Source organism: Motilibacter aurantiacus (assembly GCF_011250645.1).
Taxonomy (GTDB): Bacteria; Actinomycetota; Actinomycetes; order Motilibacterales; family Motilibacteraceae; genus Motilibacter_A; species Motilibacter_A aurantiacus.
In genome coordinates this window covers 18,150-34,287 of the sequence record NZ_JAANNO010000023.1, presented here as the reverse complement: position 1 = coordinate 34,287, position 16,138 = coordinate 18,150, and the positions used below count along the sequence as shown (strand labels likewise).

The following is a 16,138-nucleotide window of genomic DNA, read 5'->3' as shown; positions in this document are numbered from 1 at the left end:
CATCGTGGCCGCGGCATTGCTCGGCCCGCAGCGTGCTGCACATTCGCGGCTACTTGTGGGGGCGTGAGGTCGGTGATGCTCGCGGTGGCCCTGGTGGTGACAGGCCAGGCCCTGCACTCGAGCAAGGACGATGCTCCCCATGCCACGGCGTGGCTGGACATGCCGGACGAGGAGTGCACGCGCGCCGCTGACAAGCCGTGCGTCGGCACGGGCGAGTGCTGAGCGATGCGCGGGCCGGTCAGCGGTGGAGCGAGACGGTCGGTCACTCACCGGGGTGGGGAATCTGCGGCATGTCCGCTCCCGGGCCGAGGTCCTGGGTTGCGACCCAGCCGGGTGCATCGACGCGCACAGCGGCCGGGCCGACGAGCTCGCTCAGCTGGGCCTCCAGCTGCCGCAGCGATTCGCTCCCGATCCGCCGTGCCCACTGCTCGCGCAGCTCGTCGAAGATCGCTTCCCCCTCCTTGAGGAGGGCGAAGCCCCGCTCGGTGACCCGCAGCCGCTTGCGCCGGGCATCGGTGGGATCCGCCTCCCGCACCACGTAGCCCCGCTCCTGCAGCACGCTGATCGTCTGCGCCGCGGCCTGCTTGGTCACGGACGTACGCCGGCTCAGCTCCGAGGCGCTGTCCGCGCCCGCGGCGATGGCTCGGATCGCGAAGTCGTGGACCGGTCGCACGTCGTCGTACCCGCGCCGGCTGAGCTCCTCCTGAGCGGACTCCACCAGAGAGCGGAACCCCCCTAGCAGGAGGAGGGCCAGGTCGGCACCGGAGCGTGACACCGGTCCAGCCTAGCCACCCCCTGGACATCGACAAGCATCTTGTCTAACCTGATCCGACAAGCTACTTGTCCATAGGGAGAAGCCATGTCCACGTCCGCCGTCACCCCGGCCACCATCCCCGAGGTCAGCCACCACCACGCCGAGGTCAACGGGACGAGGCTGCATCACGTCCAAGCCGGGGCCACCGGTTCTCCCGTCCTGCTGGTGCACGGCTTCCCCGAGACGTGGTGGGCCTTCCACAAGCTCATCCCGCTGCTGGCGCAGCACCACCGCGTCATCGCCGTCGACCTGAGAGGGTTCGGCGACTCCGACAACGGCCCCGGCGACTACGACAGCACCACCTCCGCAGGGGACCTGCACGCCCTGGTCGAGCATCTCGGCCTCGGCCCAGTCCACGTCGTGGGGCAGGACCTCAGCGGTGGGGCGGTCTTCCGGTTCGCCAGCTGCCACCCCGCGGACGTCCTGAGCCTCACCGCGATCGAGATGGGCCTGGCCGGGTTCGGCCTGGAGGCGCTCGCCGACGTCACCCGCGCAGGTGCGTGGCACATCGGGGTCCTGGCCGCGCCGGGCATCCCGGAGATGCTGCTCGCCGGGCGGGAGCGTGAGTTCCTCGGTGACTTCGCCTTCCCTGCCATGACGGCCGTGCCGGGGTCGGTCAGTGCCGATGACGTGGCCGAGTTCGCCCGGACCTACTCCCGACCTGGAGGGTTCCGGGGTGCCAGTGGCCTCTACCGCTCGATGCTGGGTGAAGGTGCGGACATCATCGCCCTGGCCGCGACGCGCCCGCTCACCGCACCCGTCCTGGCCGTAGGGGCCGGCGGTGGCGCCTTCACGGAGTCCACCTTGTCCGCAGCCGTCGGCTCCACCGTCCGCTCCGTCCAACTGCAGGGCGTGGGGCACTACGCCGCCCTGGAGGCCCCGGGCCAGGTCGCCGCTGCCCTTCTGCCCTTCTTCCAGGACGCCGACGCCCTGCCCACTGCCGTCCGCCAGCGCTCGTGAGGCGGGGCCCACCCAGCCGCCCGCGGGAGGCCCTCATCAGCCACGCCGCCGGCGCGCCCAAACGTGCATCCGGAATCTGCACGCACGTGCGGACGCCGCTCGCTCGAGGTCTACTTCACGACGACCGCGGACGAGACGACCGCACTCGCTGTCATGCCAAGAGCCCATCGCGACTCAAACCCGAGGCCGGCATCCAGGGCCGGTCACGCGGACCAAGGACTGGACGGTCCCCTCAACGCCCGAAGCGTGGATGACCTGCGCCGTTGACGCCTCGCTGCTGGGAGCGACCGCGACGACGTCACCACGGAACTCCGGCGGGAACGGGGTGGGCGCGACGCCGGCCCTTCCAGCAAGGAGAAGATCCTCAGAGGTCAGGAGACGAGGGAACCCGGGCAGTCCCCTCCGCTACCGCACTCCGCGGCATGCGCCTGGAGCTGGAGCGCTCTGCCCACTGTGCACAGGTCGCCCGCAGCCCCTTCAGGCGAGGCGGTGGCCGGCGGTTCCGCCCGCGGTCCCGTCCTGGGTTGTTAACGCGCAACTACGCGCGCACCGCGGCTACTTATGGTCGACGTACGGCTCGAGCCCGGCCAGGCTGGGTCGAGGTGTCCGGCGGGGTCGCTCTCACTGCGGCTGCCCGCGACGTGTTGGCGTGGCTCTCACATGGCGTGCGTCCCGCCGGTCACCGTGACGAGGTGAGGCTCAAGAAAGGTCTGTCCCGCTCGAAGTAGCGCTGCCCTCCTCGTCGGCAACCTCAAGTCCGGTTCGGCGAGAGGAATCAGCGGTGGGACGAGTTGTCATTGGGATGGACCCGCATAAGCGGTCCGCCACCATCGAAGTGCTGGATGAGCACGAGACGGTGCCTTTCGTCGGCAGGTTCGGCACCGACCGGGACGGCTAACGCGACCTGCTCGCCGCGGGGCGGGCGTGGCCTGACCGGCTGTGGGCGGTCGAGGGCTGCCAGGGCGTCGGCCGCCACCTCGCCCAGCGACTGGTGGCCGACGGCGGGCCCGTGGTCGACGTGCCGGCCAAGCTGTCGGCGCGGGCGCGGGTCTTCTCCACCGGGCAGGGCCGCAAGACCGACGAGACCGACGCGCACTCGGTCGCCGTCGTAGCGCTACGCACTCCACGGCTGGCGCGGGTCCGGGTCGACGACGAGACCGTCGCGCTGCGCCTGCTCGCGGACCGGCGCGACGAGCTCGGAGCCGCTCGGACGTTGACGGTGAGCCGGTTGCACCGCCTCCTCACCGAGCTGGTGCCCGGCGGCGCCAAGAAGTTCCTGTCCGCTATGCAGGCAAAGGCGCTGCTCAGCGAGGTGCAGCCCGCCGATGTGGTCGCTGCGACGCGGGTCGAGCTCGCGGTCGAGCTGCTCGCCGAACTCGACGCGATCGACGCCCGGGTCAAGACCGCGAAGCGCCAGCTGACCGAGCTGGTGAAGGCGACCGGGTCGAGCCTGCTGGACCTGAACGGCATCGGCCCGTCCGGCACGGCGCGGCTGCTCGGCGACATCGGCGACGTGTCCCGGTTCCCGACCAAAGGGCACTTCGCGTCCTGGAACGGACCGCGCCCATCGACGCCTCGTCTGGGGACCAGCGCCGGCACCGGCTGTCCCGGGCCGGGAACCGGCGGATCAACCGGGTGCTGCACATCATGGCGGTCGTCCAGCTGCGTCACGACACCGAAGGCCGCCGCTACTTCGACCGCAAACGCGCCGAAGGCAAGAGCGCGATGGAGGCGATGCGCGCGCTCAAGCGCCGGCTCTCCGACGTGGTCTATCGCCAGCTCGTGAACGACCAGAAACGCGAACACGGCAAGGACGAGGTGACGGGCCCGAGAGGACAAGCGGGGGCGTCTACTGGCTCCAGCGCGGCCGGCTACAACCCCGATACCGGCGCTTCGGAGAAGTCACTTCCCGGACCCGCCACAACCGACCCTACGCCCGTTGCCATGCCGGGCCCAGGCCCCGCAGCGGCCCGCCGCCAGCTGTCCAAGATCACCCCGACCCCGAGCCCCACCGCAGCACTGACAGCTTGACCTCTCGCCGCCACCTTGACAACAGAAAGGAGCCATGAGCGGGAGACAGCCGGGGCAAGATTCATCTCGCGACAATCTGGATACAAGGGGGCCGCGGTGGGCTGGTCGAGCCTCGTCTACGGCTTGTTCGCGGTGTGCCTCGGGGTGCTCGCGTATCGGGACAGAGGACTGCTGAAGCGGCATTCGGTGCGGTTGGCTCTAGTCGCTGTGCTTGAGATCGCAGGACTGACCCTCGTCGTCGCCGCCTTCACCGGGTAGGCGTGGCCAGCGAGTGAGGATCGACGACCTGCCCATCAGAGTCGTCGCGATCGGCGCAACGTCGAGGCCGACTGGCGTCGCCCTCCCCGCGGCATGACCGCGGACTAGTGTCGTTTGCGTGCCCGTTCTATTCCGTCACCTGGGTGTCGCTGTTGCTGCTGTCGCCGTCGCAGGTGTTCTCAGTGCCTGCGGATCGAACGCCACCGGGTGCGAAGGGGACGCTGCCGACGAGTTCGAGCGGCTGGATGAGCTGCCGGTGCTCGAGGACCTGCCGGACGGCGTAAGCGCTGTGGAGCGGGGCGGCGGCTGCGATCCCGACGACCCTGACATCCCGGTCGCGTCTCGCACCTTCACCTCAGCAGCAGCGGCCGCGGAGCTGCTACCTCACTTCGTGAAGGTGGCGAAAGATGCTGGGTGGGAGATCGAGCAGCTAGAGCCCCTCGACGACAGGGGTGGCGGGCCGCCGTTGACTGCCGGTCCGACGGCCCCTGCTGGCGGGGTCTCGCTCCTGTGCTCGAGCAGGTCGCTGGGAGATTTCACGGCTCTGCTCTCGCTCGACCGGGTGGGGCACGAGGAGTACGTGTGGCAGGCCTCGACGGCACCTGGTTTCGCTCGCGGTTCTTGCTAACCGGCGAGGCGCGTCCGGGTACTTCACGCGGTACAACGGCCGTGCGCTCTTCGGCATGTCCGTGAAACCGCCACGACGCGACAAGCCCCGACGGCTCACAGTGGCCGCAGACACACGAAGTCGAGCCAGGCCTCGACGAGCACGGGCTCGTCGTGTGTGTTGACGATGAAGACGACCCGTCCGCGCCACCGGCCCCCGGCAGACCGGCGCTGTCGGGCGATGAGCAGGCCGGGCCAGACGCCCGGATGCCCCGGCGGGTCGTGGACCCAGCAGTGGACCGGGCGCACCGCCACGGCGCCACCGTGGGCTGAGGCGGCGCGAGCCTCCTCGGTCCGCGTGGCCAGGGTCGGGCCACGCTTCCACCCCATGCCGCCGGCCACCCGTCGAGGATCGCACGTCTCGAACGTACGTTCGAACGGCAGCGCCGGACGGCCCCCTCGATGGACAGGCCCGGCCGGCCGCGACCCGCCGTACGCAGAAACAGAAAGGCCCGGATCCCGCGTCCTCAGGACACGTGACCCGGGCCGTACCGACGTCCGTCGGCGGCTGCTCGACCCGAGGACGGCAGCCCATGGCGGTGGCGGTGGGATTTGAACCCACGGAGGAGTTGCCCCCTCACACGCTTTCGAGGCGTGCTCCTTAGGCCGCTCGGACACGCCACCGCGAAGAAGCATAGCGGCTGTCCGACGGCGCGCGCTCAGCCCACCTCGGGCGGCACCTCGGACATCCCCGCAGGGGGCAGCCCGGTCGCCCGCTGGGCCTGGAAGAAGGCGCGCAGCAGCTCGCCGCACTCGGCCTCGAGGACGCCGCCCACGACCTCGGGCCGCGAGTTCAGCCGGCGGTCGCGTACGACGTCCCAGAGCGAGCCGACAGCGCCCGCCTTCTCGTCGTAGGCGCCGAAGACCAGCCGGGGCACCCGCGACAGCACGATCGCGCCCGCGCACATCGTGCAGGGCTCGAGGGTGACGACGAGCGTGCAGCCGGACAGGCGCCACTCACCCACCACCTGGGCTGCGGCGCGGATGGCGAGCACCTCGGCGTGCGCGGTGGGGTCGCCGTCGGCCTCGCGGGCGTTGCGCCCCGCACCGATGACGTCCCCGGCCGGCGAGACCACGACCGCCCCGACCGGCACGTCCCCCGTCAGGGGTGCGAGCGCCGCCTCGTCGAGCGCGCGGCGCATCCAGGCCTCGTACGCCGCCCGTCCCGCCGGCGTGCTCAACGCATCGCGTCGAGGACCTCGCCGAAGCCCGCCGCCTCAGCGACGGCGGCAACGGCCTCGGACACCCCCACGCCGTCCTCGCCGGCCAGCCGCAGCAGCTCCTCGGCAGGGATGCCCGCGTCGGCCACGACGTCGGCGTCCCCCGACGGGTCGTCGTCCTCGTCGACCTCGGGGTCCAGGCCGAGGGCCGGCCCGTAGGGCGACGCGGCCGCCGCCGCGGGGTCGGACACGAACACGCGGGTGTCCTCCCCGTCGTCGACGCGCGCGAGGGCGAACCACTCGTCCTCGTGCTCGAGCAGCAGCAGCGCCTGCGCGTCACCGCCGGACGCGGTCCGCACCGCCTCCGTCAGGCTCTCGACGTCCTCGTGCCCCTCGACGTCGACGTCGCGTGCACGCCACTGACCGCCGCCATTGCGCGAGAGCAACGCGGTGAAGTACGGCAAGGCTGTTCCCTCCCGAGAAGAGCTGGACGTACCGACACGTGTCCCGCTCGCGAGGCGGGAAACCCGCTGAGCTGGGCGTGGCTCAGAGGACCATGGGCCTGAGCGACCGTTCGAACTGGGGCCCGAACCCGAGCCGGTCGGCCATCTCCCGGCACACCTCGTCCGGGTAGAGGTCGAAGTCCTCGCACAGGTCGCGCACCTCACCGGCGGGCAGCCCCAGGTCCGCGAAGAGCCCGAGGTCGCCGGCGGGCCGGGCCTCGTCGTCCTCCGGGACCGGCACCCCCAGGGTGTCGAGCACTTCACGGGCGATCGGCCACTCGACCGCGGCGGTCGCGTCGGAGATGAGCAGCCGCGTCTTGCCCTGCACGACGCGGGCCGCGACGAAGAAGTCGTCGTCGACGGCGACGAACGCGAGCGGGCCGGCCTCCGGCGGCCGCTGGCGCAGGGTGGCGAGCAGCGCGCAGAGGTCCTCCGCCGCCCGTGCAGGCAGCGGCGCGACCTGCCAGACGCCCTCGTCGCGGTGGGCGGCCACGGCGAAATCGGTGCCCGCGTCCAGGCCGAGGCCGGGCCCCGCGTCAACGTCCGACATCGAAGCCTCCGGCGCTCGGGAAACGACAGCGGTCCTTCGGGAAGCGGCATCTGCCACTCATTCGGGCATTGTGACACCGGACACCACTTCGCCGCAGGGCGCGGAGCCCGGGCCGGGCCGGGCCGCGGCGGGCGCCCTCCTTGTCGGGCACCGCCCGGCGGTCGCTAGCCTCCGCCCATGCGCACGCACGTCGTCGACCACCCGCTGGTAGCGCACAAGCTCACCGTGCTGCGCGACCGCGAGACCACCTCGCCGACCTTCCGGCTGCTCACCGACGAGCTCGTCACCCTCCTCGCCTACGAGGCGACGCGCGAGGTCGGCGTCCAGCCGCTCGAGATCGTCACCCCCGTCACGGCCACGACCGGCGTCACGATGTCGTCGCCCAAGCCCCTCGTCGTGCCGATCCTGCGCGCCGGGCTCGGGATGCTCGACGGGATGATGCGGCTGCTGCCCACCGCCGAGGTCGGGTTCCTCGGCATGGTGCGCGACGAGGGCACGCTGCTGGCCTCGACGTACGCGACCCGGCTGCCCGAGGACCTGGCCGGCCGCCAGTGCTTCGTGCTCGACCCCATGCTCGCGACGGGCGGGACGCTGGCCGCGGCCGTACGCCTCCTGGCCGAGCGCGGCGCCGGCTCCGTCGTCTGCATCTGCCTGCTGGCCGCCCCCGAGGGCGTCGAGCACCTGGAGAGCGAGCTGGCCGGCCTCGACACGCCGGTGACGGTCGTGACCGCGGCGCTGGACGAGCGGCTCAACGACAAGGGCTACATCGTGCCCGGCCTCGGCGACGCGGGCGACCGGCTCTACGGCATCGCCTGACGGCTGCGCCCGGCCCGCACCAGATCACAGCGACGAGCAAGGAGTGGGCCCCATGGCGCTCTGGACCGTGCACGGCGACGGCAAGCACGTCGCGGCAGGAGACGTCGTAGCACCGGACGAGCGCCTGGACTGGCTGCGCACCACCGGCATCGGCGCCCAGCACGTCGTCGCGATGTTCGGCGCGACGTTCCTCGTGCCGCTGCTGACCGGCTTCCCGCCCGCGACCACGCTGCTCTTCTCCGGCCTGGGCACGCTGCTCTTCCTCGTCATCACGGGCAACCGGCTGCCGAGCTACCTCGGGTCGAGCTTCGCCTTCATCGCCCCGGTCACGGCCTCCAAGGCCGAGGGCGGCATCCCCGAGGCGCTCGGCGGCATCGTGCTCGCCGGGGTGGGCCTCGCCGTGGTCGGGGCGATCGTGCAGGTCGTCGGCTCGCGCTGGGTCGACCTCGTCATGCCGCCCGTCGTCACCGGCTCGATCGTGGCCCTCATCGGGCTCAACCTCGCGCCCACGGCCAAGAACAGCTTCGAGGCGGCGCCGGTCACCGCGTTCGTCACCCTGCTGGCCGTGCTGCTGCTCGGCGTCCTCCTTCGCGGCCTGCCCGGGCGGCTGTCGATCTTCCTCGGCGTCCTCGTCGGGTACGCGGTGGCCGCCGTGCGCGGCGAGCTCGACTACGACCCCGTCAGGGCCGCGGACTGGGTCGGCCTGCCCGAGCTCACCGCCCCGCACTTCTCCTTCTCGGTCGTCGGCCTCTTCCTCCCCGTCGTCCTCGTGCTCGTCGCCGAGAACGTCGGCCACGTGAAGGCGGTCGCGGCCATGACCGGGCGGCCCATGGACGACGTCGTCGGGCGCGCGCTGGTCGCCGACGGCGCGGCCACCGCCCTCGCGGGTGCCGGCGGCGGGTCGGCCACCACGACGTACGCGGAGAACATCGGCGTCATGGCGGCGACGCGCGTCTACTCGACCGCGGCGTACTGGGTCGCCGGCGTCATCGCGATCCTGCTCAGCCTCTCGCCGAAGTTCGGCGCGCTGATCGCGACGATCCCGGCCGGGGTGCTCGGCGGCGCGACGACCGTCCTCTACGGCCTCATCGGCATCCTCGGCGCCCGCATCTGGGTCGAGGCCCGCGTCGACTTCAAGGACCCCGCCAACCTCATGACCGCCGCGGTCGCGCTGGTCATCGGCATCGCCGACTACACCTGGACGGCCGGGGACGTCACGCTCGGCGGCATCGCCCTCGGCTCCCTCGGCGCCGTCGTCGCCTTCCACGTGCTGGGCTTCCTCGGCCGGCGCACCGGCACCGCGGGGTACGCCGGCGGCGGCGAGACCGCGGCGGAGACGGCCCCCACCACCCGCCCGCCGTCCGTCCTTCCCCCCACGCCGCCCGCTTCCGGCCCGCGCTGACGGGGTAGGCGTCGCGACATGGTCACGGTCGAGCGCTTCACCCCGGCGTCACCCGAAGCCGTTTGGGCCGTCCTGGTCGACGGCTGGGCGTACGCGAACTGGGTCGTCGGCACCTCGGCGATCCGCGACGTCGACCGCGGCTGGCCCGAGGAGGGCGCCCGCATCCACCACAGCGTCGGCGCCTGGCCGCTGACCATCGACGACACGACGCACAGCCGCCGGTGCGAGCCTCTTCGCCTGCTGCACCTGCGCGCGCGGGGCTGGCCGCTCGGTGAGGCGGACGTGGTGCTCGAGCTCGCGCCCGAGGGCGACGGGACGCGGGTCACCATGAGCGAGGACGCCAGCGAGGGGCCCGGCCGCTTCGTTCCGGCCCCGCTGCGCTGGGCGAGCATCGCCCCGCGCAACAAGGAGTCCCTGCGGCGCCTGGCGCGGCTGGCCGAGAACCGGCGCCCCTGACCTCAGCTGCCGGCCGTCAGGCGGCCGCCGGGCGCGTCCGGTCGGCGAGCATGCGGGCCGCGAGGGCGGTGAGCACCCCGCCCATGAGGTAGCGCTGGGCGCGCAGCCAGCCCGGGCGGGCCCGTAGCGCCGCCGCGAGCGTTGCCGCCGACAGCACGATGAGCACGTCGACCGACAGCGCGACCGACACCTGCACGGCGCCGAGGACGAGGCTCTGCGCCCACACGGCGCCGGCCTCCGGGTCCACGAACTGCGGGAGCAGCGAGACGTACAGAACCGCGATCTTGGGGTTGAGCAGGTTGGTCAGCAGGCCCATCGCGAAGAGCCGCCGCGGCGGGTCGGGCGGCAGCGGGGCCGGGTCGAACACCGACACCCCGCCCGGGCGCAGCGCCTTCCAGGCCAGCCACAGCAGGTAGCCCGCCCCCGCGACCCGGAGCACGGTGTACGCCGCCGGCACGGCCGCGAACACGGCGGCCAGCCCCGCGGCGGCGGCCACCACGTACACGCAGAAGCCGGCCGCGACACCCGCGAGCGAGACCATCCCGGCCCGCCGGCCCTGCAGCACCGAGCGCGAGACCAGGTAGACCATGTTCGGCCCGGGCGTCAGGACCAAGCCGAGCGCCACGAGGGCGACCCCCACGACCGCGCCGGTGCCGACCATGACCGCTCCCTCCGTCGAGGAGCGCCAGCCTTCCAGGCGGGGCCGGGGAAAGGCACCCGGTTATCGGCCGGCTGCTACCCCCGGGCGAGGTAGCGCGTGGCCGCCACGACGCCCTTGGCGGCCAGCCGTCCCGTACCCCGGTTGGCCGACAGCGCCGCGCGCGCCGCGTTCCAGCCCGGCGCGCCGTGGACGCCGCCGGAGGGGTGGGCCGAGCTGGAGGCGAGGTAGAGCCCCGAGATGACCGTCTCCGGGCGGCCGAGCCCCGGAGTCGGCCGGAAGAAGAGCATCTGATGCAGGCCGGAGGTCCCGCCGTTGATGGCCCCGGCGTCCAGGCTGGCGTCGGAGTCGTGCAGGTCGGACGGGCGCTGCACGTGCCGGCCGACGACCAGGTCGCGGAAGCCGGGGGCGTACTCCTCCAGCGTCAGCTCCATCCGGGCCACGTGCGCGTCCACCGTCTCGGTGTCGAGCGGGCCGCGGCGCGAGAGGTGGGTGTACGCCCACGCGGACTCGGTGCCCGCCGGCGACCGGGTGGGGTCCGCGGTCGTGGTCTGCCCGAAGAGGATGAACGGGTGGGTCGGCACGCGGCCGGTCTTGAGGTCGCTCGCGTAGTCGGTGAGCTGGTCGAAGTCGACCCCGACGTGCACCGTCCCGGCGCCGGCGCAGCCGCGGGCCGTCCACGGGACCGGCCCGGACAGCGCCCAGTTCACCTTCACCGTCGCGTCGTCCCACTCGAACCGGTCGAGGTCCTCACGCATCCGGGCGGGCAGGTGGTCGTAGCCCACGAGCTCCTTGTAGAGGATCGGGGCGGACACGTCGGCCAGGACGGCCCGCCGGGCGAGCACCTCCTGCCCGCCGGCGGTCCGCACGCCGACCGCGCGGCCGCCGCGGATCAGCACCGACTCCACCCGGCTCGACACCTGCAGCTGCCCGGCCCGCGCGTTCAGCCGCTCGACCATGGCGTCGACGAGCCGGCCCGACCCGCCCTCGGGAAGCGGGAAGCCGACGTCCTGGCCGAGCATGCAGAGCAGCCAGCCGAACAGCGCGCTGGCCGGCCCCTCCGGGAACAGGTCACTGTGCAGCGCGTTGCCCGCGAGCAGCAGGCCCGCGCCCTCACCGGAGAAGCGCTCCTCGGAGTAGCGGCGTACGGGCGTCACCGCGAAGCGCGCGAAGCGCAGCGTCTCCGGCAGGCCCAGCGAGCGCACGATGCCGAGCCCGCCGCGCACCGGCGGGAACGGCGTGAACAGCGCCTTGAGCAGCGGCTCCTTGATGTCCAGCCACTGCTCGAACAGCCGGCGCCAGGCGTCGCCGTCGCCCGGCGCGAACTCCTCGAGCGAGGCCGCCGTCTCGTCCAGGTCCCGGGACAGCACGGCCGCCCGCCCGTCGCGCAACGGGTGCGCCAGCACGTGCGGCGCGTGCCGCCAGACGAGCCCGTAGTCCTCCAGCGCCATCGCCTTGATGATCGGCGACGCGGCGGTCAGCGGGTAGAACGAGCTGAACAGGTCGGTGGTGAACCCCTCGGCAGCGACCTCGCCGCTGCGCACGGCCCCGCCGGGCGTCGGCTGGGCCTCGAGCACCAGCACGTCCCAGCCGGCGTCGGCGAGCGTGTTCGCGGCGACCAGGCCGTTGTGCCCCGCCCCGATGACGATGGCGTCGACGGTCTCCGGCATGCGTCGTCCTTCCTGGTGCTCGGCCCCCGAGAGCTCCTGTCGGCTCCGCTTGGCTTGCCCTCCCGGGCCCAGGGGTACCCCACGGAGCATGGCAGAGCACGGGAAGGGCCGCGGCCGCGGCAGGGTGGTGGTCGTCACCGGTGGCACAGGGGGCGTCGGCCGCGCGACGGCGCGGGCGTTCGCCGACTCCGGCTACGACGTCGCGGTCCTGGCCCGCGGTGAGGACGCGCTGCGGGCGACCGAGCAGGAGCTGCAGGACCGGGGCGTCCGCGCCCTCGCCGTGCAGTGCGACGTCGCCGACGCCGACGCCGTCGAGGCGGCCGCGCAGCGGGTCGAGGACGAGCTGGGCGAGATCGACGTCTGGGTCAACAACGCGATGGTCACCGTCTTCGGCCGCTTCGAGTCGATGACCGACGAGGAGTTCACCCGGGTCACCGACGTCACCTACCTCGGCACCGCGTACGGCACCCGGGCCGCCCTGCGGCGGATGAAGCCGCGCGACCGGGGGCGGATCGTGCAGGTCGGCTCGTCGCTGGCCTACCGCGGGATCCCCGGCCAGTCCGCGTACTGCGGGGCCAAGCACGCCATCCAGGGGCTGAGCGACTCGCTGCGCGCCGAGCTGCTGCACGACAAGAGCGGCGTCACGCTGACCATGGTCCAGCTGCCCGCGATCAACACCCCGCAGTTCCGGATGAACAAGTCCTACATGCCGCGCAAGGCCATGCCGGTGCCGCCGATCTACCAGCCCGAGGTCGCCGCGCAGGCCGTCCTCAAGGCCGCCGAGGGCAGCCGCCGGGAGTACTGGGTCGCGCCCATCACCGCGCTGACCATCCTCGGCGACAAGGTCGCGCCCGGGCTGCTCGACCGCTACCTCGGCCGGTCCGGGCTCGAGTCCCAGCAGGTCGACGAGCCGGAGGAGCAGGGCCGCCCGGACAACCTGTACGCCCCGCTCCCCGGCGACCACGGCGCGCACGGCGTCTTCGACGGCCAGGCCAAGCCGCGGACCGTCGAGTGGGTCCCGCCGGTCCTGCCGCGCGCGGTCGTCGGAGTCGGCACGACCCTCGCAATCACGTCGGCCACCCTCGTGTCGGGTGTCGCCGCCCGGGCAGCGGCCCTGCTGCCCGGTCCTTCCCGAACCTCGCCGAGATGGGGCCTCTTCCGTGGCTGAACCGCCGTTCGTGAGCTCGCTGACCGAGAAGGCGCGCGAGCACAAGCACGCCTATGCACAGGGCGAGGACCGCCCGCTCGGCTCCTACGCCACCCTGATCACCGCCTACTCGACCATCGGGCTGGGCGCTCTGACGTTCGCGGCTTCCCGGAAGCGGAATACGCGGATCTCTGCTGCCGACATCGCACTGGTGGCGGCGGCGACCTTCAAGGCTTCCCGTGTCATCACCAAGGGCACGATCACCTCGCCTATCCGCGCTCCCTTCGTGAAGTTCGCCGGCGTCTCGGGGCCGAGCGAGCTCAAGGAGGAGATGCGCGTCGAGGGACCGTTGCGCGCCCTCGGCGAGCTGCTCACCTGCCCGTTCTGCCTCAGCCAGTGGATCGCCACGTCGTTCACGACCGGGCTCTTCCTGGCGCCGCGCCAGACCCGCGCGGTCGCGTCGGTGTTCGCGGCGGTCGCGGGGTCCGACTTCCTGCAGCTGCTCTACGCGCAGGCCGAGCAGGCGGCGGAGAAGTGACGGGCGAGCAGCCCGCGCCCGTCCGCACCATCCACGCCGAGAAGGCGGCCTACACCGGCGGCGAGGAGCGGCCGCTCGGCTCGTTCGTCGCGCTGATGGGGACGTACGCCGCCGCGGTCGGGGCGGGCGCGCTCGCCCTGCGCGCCACCGGCAAGCAGCTGCCCGAGCGCGTCTCCGCGGCGGACCTCGCGCTGGTGTCGGTCGCCACGCACAAGCTCTCCCGGCTGATCGCGAAGGACCCGGTCACCAGCCCGCTGCGCGCACCGTTCACGAGGTTCGTCGGCACGAGCGGCGAGGCCGAGCTGGCCGAGGAGGTCCGCGGCTCCGGCCCGCGCAAGGCGATCGGGGAGCTGGTCACCTGCCCGTTCTGCATCGGGCAGTGGGCGGCGACCGGCTTCGCCTTCGGCCTCGTCGCTGCCCCGCGCGCCACGCGCATGGCGGCGGCGGTGCTCACGGCGGTCACGGCCGCGGACGTGCTGCAGCTGGCGTACGCGAAGCTCGAGGAGTCGGCGACGTAGGGCTTGCCCGCCGCGGACGTGCGGCGCCTGCTGTCGTTGACGGCAGTGGGCGCCGCGCGCCTCGCCCGGTGGGAGCACCAGTGCCGCCTGTCCACAGGACGGCCACCCGGGCCCCGCCCGTCCACCGACCGCCGGCGACCGTCCACGCCGCATGCGCCGAATGCCTAGCGTCACCGGGCATGCGAACGTCCCGCTGCACGCCCGGTGCGCCCGATGTCCCTCGGTGAGCCGCTCGACGACCTCGCGCGGCGGGTGGGCCGCGCGGCCGACGAGGTACGCCGTGAGCACGCCCGGCTGGTGGCAGCCGTGCCGGGCGTGCGGTGGGCGTCCTCGGCGGCGGCGCGCTTCCGCCAGCGGGCCGAGGAGCACGCCCGCGCGCTCGTCGGCGCAGCCGACCGGCTGGACGACGCGGCCGCCGCACTGGCCCGGCACGCCCGCCAGGTGCGCCGGCGCGAGGAGGACATCGCGGCCGTGGTCCTCGGCGGCGTGCGCGCCGCGGCCGGGGCGGTGCAGGACGCCGCCGACGCGGTCACCGGCAGGCTGCGGTGAGCGCAACGGGCCCCACGGGTTTCGCGGTCTCGGGCGGGGCCGGGGGCGTGTCGGCGCACTACGACGACCTGCACGCGCTTGCCGGGATGCTGCGGGCCGGTGCGGTGACGCTGCGCGAGGCGCTGGCCGACGCGGCCCGGGCCGCCGTCGACCCGGCGCTCGCGGCCTCGTTCGCGCTGTCCCCGGGAAGCGCGCTCGAGGCGGAGGGCGCGCTTCTGTCGGCCGCCGGGCCGGACGGGCTGGGTGGGGCGGCCTTCGCGACCGAAGGGCTCGCCCGGGCGCTCCAGGCTGCGGTCGCCGCCTACAGAGCGGCGGACGAGGCGCTGGCGCTGGGACGTGACGCCGCGCTGAACGGCGTCGGGGTGGCGGTCGGCGCGGCGCTCCCGGTCGTGGCCCCGGTCGCGGCGCCGGCCCTCGCGCTCGGCGGGGCGGGCGGGCTGGAGCGGCTGGCCGACCCCGCTCTCGTGGAGCCGCTCGCCGCCGGCCTCCCCGGGGTCGCGGCCGGGCTCGGGCTCTGGGCCCCGCTGCCACGTGGGAGCCGGGCCGGGCCCCGAGCCGTGACGTTCGACGGCGCGCTGCGCAGCCCGCGCGGCCTGCTCCCCGCCGGTCGGCCGGCCCTGACGGCGGGCGGGAGTGCCCAGCCCGGCGACGTCGTCGCTCCGCGTGGGGTCGGCGACCTGCTGCGCGGCGTCGGCCGCCGGCAGCGCCGCTCCGCGGGCGCCGCGCCCGGGGAGATCGGCGTTCGCCGGCTCACGGCGCCGGACGGGACGGTCCGCTACGTCGTGGAGCTGCCCGGCACGGAGTCCTGGGCGCTGCGCCCGGGCCCTCGGGTGCGCGACCTGGCGACCAACGTCCACGCCGTCAGCGGGCGGCCCACGGCGTACGCCCACGGCGTGGTCGCCGCTCTCGAGGCCGCAGGCGTCCCGCCCGACGCCCCCGTCCTGCTCGTCGGGCACAGCCAGGGCGGGATCGTCGCGGCCGGGCTCGCCGCCGACCCCGCCGTACGCCGTCGCTTCCGCGTCGCGGCCGTCGTGACGGCCGGGTCACCGCTGGGCCGGCTGCCGTCCGGGCACGGGGTCCCCGTGCTGGCCCTGGAGGACCGGGGCGACCTCGTCCCCGCGCTCGACGGGCGCCCCAACCGCGCCGGGCGCGACCTCACCACCGTGCGCTTCGACAGCGTGCCGAGCACCACGGGCGGCAAGCACGCACTGGACGGGTACGCCCGGGCGGCCGAGCGGCTGCCGCACGAGGACCCCTCGGTGCGCGCGTGGGGGAAGGCGGCTTCCGGCTTCTTCGTCCCGGGGACGGTGGCCCGCCAAGAACGCTACGCCGTGCAGCGGGCCGGCGATTGACCCGAAACCGAGAATTCACATTCCCTGCCGGGTCAGCTATTGACCGGAAAAATGCGTTTGTGGTCAGGTGGGGCGCTCCCGGCCCGAGGA

Annotated in this window: 18 protein-coding genes, 1 tRNA gene and 1 pseudogene; 12 read left to right on the top strand and 8 right to left on the bottom strand. The window is 73.7% G+C overall.

What is annotated here, in order from left to right; genetic code table 11:
• The coding region (locus G9H72_RS20435; protein ID WP_231127605.1) for a hypothetical protein at window positions 1-222 on the top strand (222 nt) is incomplete at its 5' end.
• Window positions 223-262: 40 nt separating this feature from the next.
• Here the strand turns inward: G9H72_RS20435 and G9H72_RS20430 are convergent.
• Window positions 263-775, bottom strand: a complete 513-nt coding sequence (locus tag G9H72_RS20430; RefSeq protein ID WP_166174640.1) for a MarR family winged helix-turn-helix transcriptional regulator — start codon at window positions 773-775, stop codon at window positions 263-265.
• An 84-nt stretch (window positions 776-859) separates the two neighbouring features.
• Between G9H72_RS20430 and G9H72_RS20425 the strand changes: the two genes are divergently transcribed.
• From G9H72_RS20425 to G9H72_RS20415, 3 genes and pseudogenes are all read left to right on the top strand, one after another.
• Window positions 860-1,774: an alpha/beta fold hydrolase gene (locus tag G9H72_RS20425; protein ID WP_166174638.1), complete on the top strand. Its 915-nt coding sequence runs from the start codon at window positions 860-862 to the stop codon at window positions 1,772-1,774.
• A gap of 904 nt (window positions 1,775-2,678) precedes the next feature.
• Window positions 2,679-3,805: pseudogene (locus G9H72_RS20420) on the top strand (IS110 family transposase).
• A gap of 376 nt (window positions 3,806-4,181) precedes the next feature.
• A complete protein-coding gene (locus G9H72_RS20415; protein ID WP_166174636.1) occupies window positions 4,182-4,691 on the top strand; it encodes a hypothetical protein in 510 nt (169 codons plus the stop codon).
• Between the two features lie 95 nt (window positions 4,692-4,786).
• On the opposite strand, the gene G9H72_RS20410 is transcribed toward G9H72_RS20415, so the two are convergent.
• The 5 genes from G9H72_RS20410 to G9H72_RS20390 all read right to left on the bottom strand — a co-directional run bounded on the left by G9H72_RS20410 (window position 4,787) and on the right by G9H72_RS20390 (window position 6,942).
• Entirely contained in the window at window positions 4,787-4,984 is a 198-nt protein-coding gene (locus tag G9H72_RS20410; RefSeq protein ID WP_166174634.1) for a hypothetical protein, read from the bottom strand.
• Between the two features lie 279 nt (window positions 4,985-5,263).
• Window positions 5,264-5,353 (bottom strand) — tRNA-Ser (locus G9H72_RS20405).
• Between the two features lie 35 nt (window positions 5,354-5,388).
• Window positions 5,389-5,871: a tRNA adenosine(34) deaminase TadA gene (gene tadA, locus G9H72_RS20400; RefSeq protein ID WP_166174650.1), complete on the bottom strand. Its 483-nt coding sequence runs from the start codon at window positions 5,869-5,871 to the stop codon at window positions 5,389-5,391.
• Between the two features lie 35 nt (window positions 5,872-5,906).
• Entirely contained in the window at window positions 5,907-6,353 is a 447-nt protein-coding gene (locus tag G9H72_RS20395; RefSeq protein ID WP_166174632.1) for a tRNA adenosine deaminase-associated protein, read from the bottom strand.
• Window positions 6,354-6,435: 82 nt separating this feature from the next.
• Window positions 6,436-6,942, bottom strand: coding sequence for a tRNA adenosine deaminase-associated protein (locus G9H72_RS20390; protein ID WP_166174630.1), 507 nt, complete (start codon window positions 6,940-6,942; stop codon window positions 6,436-6,438).
• 177 nt (window positions 6,943-7,119) lie between these two features.
• Here G9H72_RS20390 and upp point away from each other — a divergent pair, with 177 nt between their 5' ends.
• Genes upp through G9H72_RS20375 form a run of 3 tightly spaced genes read left to right on the top strand, consistent with a single transcriptional unit; the run spans window position 7,120 to window position 9,616 of the window.
• Complete coding sequence (gene upp, locus G9H72_RS20385; protein ID WP_166174628.1) at window positions 7,120-7,758, top strand: uracil phosphoribosyltransferase; 639 nt, start codon at window positions 7,120-7,122, stop codon at window positions 7,756-7,758.
• Window positions 7,759-7,810: 52 nt separating this feature from the next.
• The gene (locus G9H72_RS20380; RefSeq protein ID WP_166174626.1) at window positions 7,811-9,160 is read left to right on the top strand and encodes a uracil-xanthine permease family protein; all 1,350 of its coding nucleotides are present in this window, start codon (window positions 7,811-7,813) and stop codon (window positions 9,158-9,160) included.
• A gap of 18 nt (window positions 9,161-9,178) precedes the next feature.
• Entirely contained in the window at window positions 9,179-9,616 is a 438-nt protein-coding gene (locus G9H72_RS20375; RefSeq protein WP_166174624.1) for an SRPBCC family protein, read from the top strand.
• A 16-nt stretch (window positions 9,617-9,632) separates the two neighbouring features.
• Here the strand turns inward: G9H72_RS20375 and G9H72_RS20370 are convergent, their stop codons facing one another.
• Together G9H72_RS20370 and G9H72_RS20365 are read right to left on the bottom strand one after the other, a co-directional pair.
• Window positions 9,633-10,277 carry a LysE family translocator gene (locus tag G9H72_RS20370; RefSeq protein WP_166174622.1) on the bottom strand — a complete coding sequence of 215 codons (645 nt, stop codon included), beginning with the start codon at window positions 10,275-10,277 and terminating at the stop codon, window positions 9,633-9,635.
• A gap of 74 nt (window positions 10,278-10,351) precedes the next feature.
• A complete protein-coding gene (locus G9H72_RS20365) occupies window positions 10,352-11,944 on the bottom strand; it encodes a phytoene desaturase family protein (RefSeq protein WP_166174620.1) in 1,593 nt (530 codons plus the stop codon).
• Window positions 11,945-12,032: 88 nt separating this feature from the next.
• Here G9H72_RS20365 and G9H72_RS20360 point away from each other — a divergent pair, with 88 nt between their 5' ends.
• The 5 genes from G9H72_RS20360 (at window position 12,033) to G9H72_RS20340 (ending at window position 16,048) form a co-directional block, all read left to right on the top strand.
• A complete protein-coding gene (locus tag G9H72_RS20360; protein ID WP_166174618.1) occupies window positions 12,033-13,112 on the top strand; it encodes an SDR family oxidoreductase in 1,080 nt (359 codons plus the stop codon).
• Window positions 13,105-13,629 carry a DUF1360 domain-containing protein gene (locus G9H72_RS23280; RefSeq protein ID WP_331272466.1) on the top strand — a complete coding sequence of 175 codons (525 nt, stop codon included), beginning with the start codon at window positions 13,105-13,107 and terminating at the stop codon, window positions 13,627-13,629. Before G9H72_RS20360 ends, G9H72_RS23280 begins: the two co-directional genes overlap by 8 nt.
• On the top strand, window positions 13,626-14,147 hold the full coding sequence (locus G9H72_RS20350; RefSeq protein WP_331272465.1) for a DUF1360 domain-containing protein: 522 nt from the start codon (window positions 13,626-13,628) through the stop codon (window positions 14,145-14,147). The genes G9H72_RS23280 and G9H72_RS20350 overlap by 4 nt, the downstream gene beginning before the upstream one ends.
• Before the next feature lie 213 nt (window positions 14,148-14,360).
• On the top strand, window positions 14,361-14,696 hold the full coding sequence (locus G9H72_RS20345; RefSeq protein ID WP_166174613.1) for a hypothetical protein: 336 nt from the start codon (window positions 14,361-14,363) through the stop codon (window positions 14,694-14,696).
• Complete coding sequence (locus G9H72_RS20340; RefSeq protein WP_166174611.1) at window positions 14,693-16,048, top strand: alpha/beta hydrolase family protein; 1,356 nt, start codon at window positions 14,693-14,695, stop codon at window positions 16,046-16,048. Before G9H72_RS20345 ends, G9H72_RS20340 begins: the two co-directional genes overlap by 4 nt.
• Window positions 16,049-16,138: the final 90 nt, after the last annotated feature.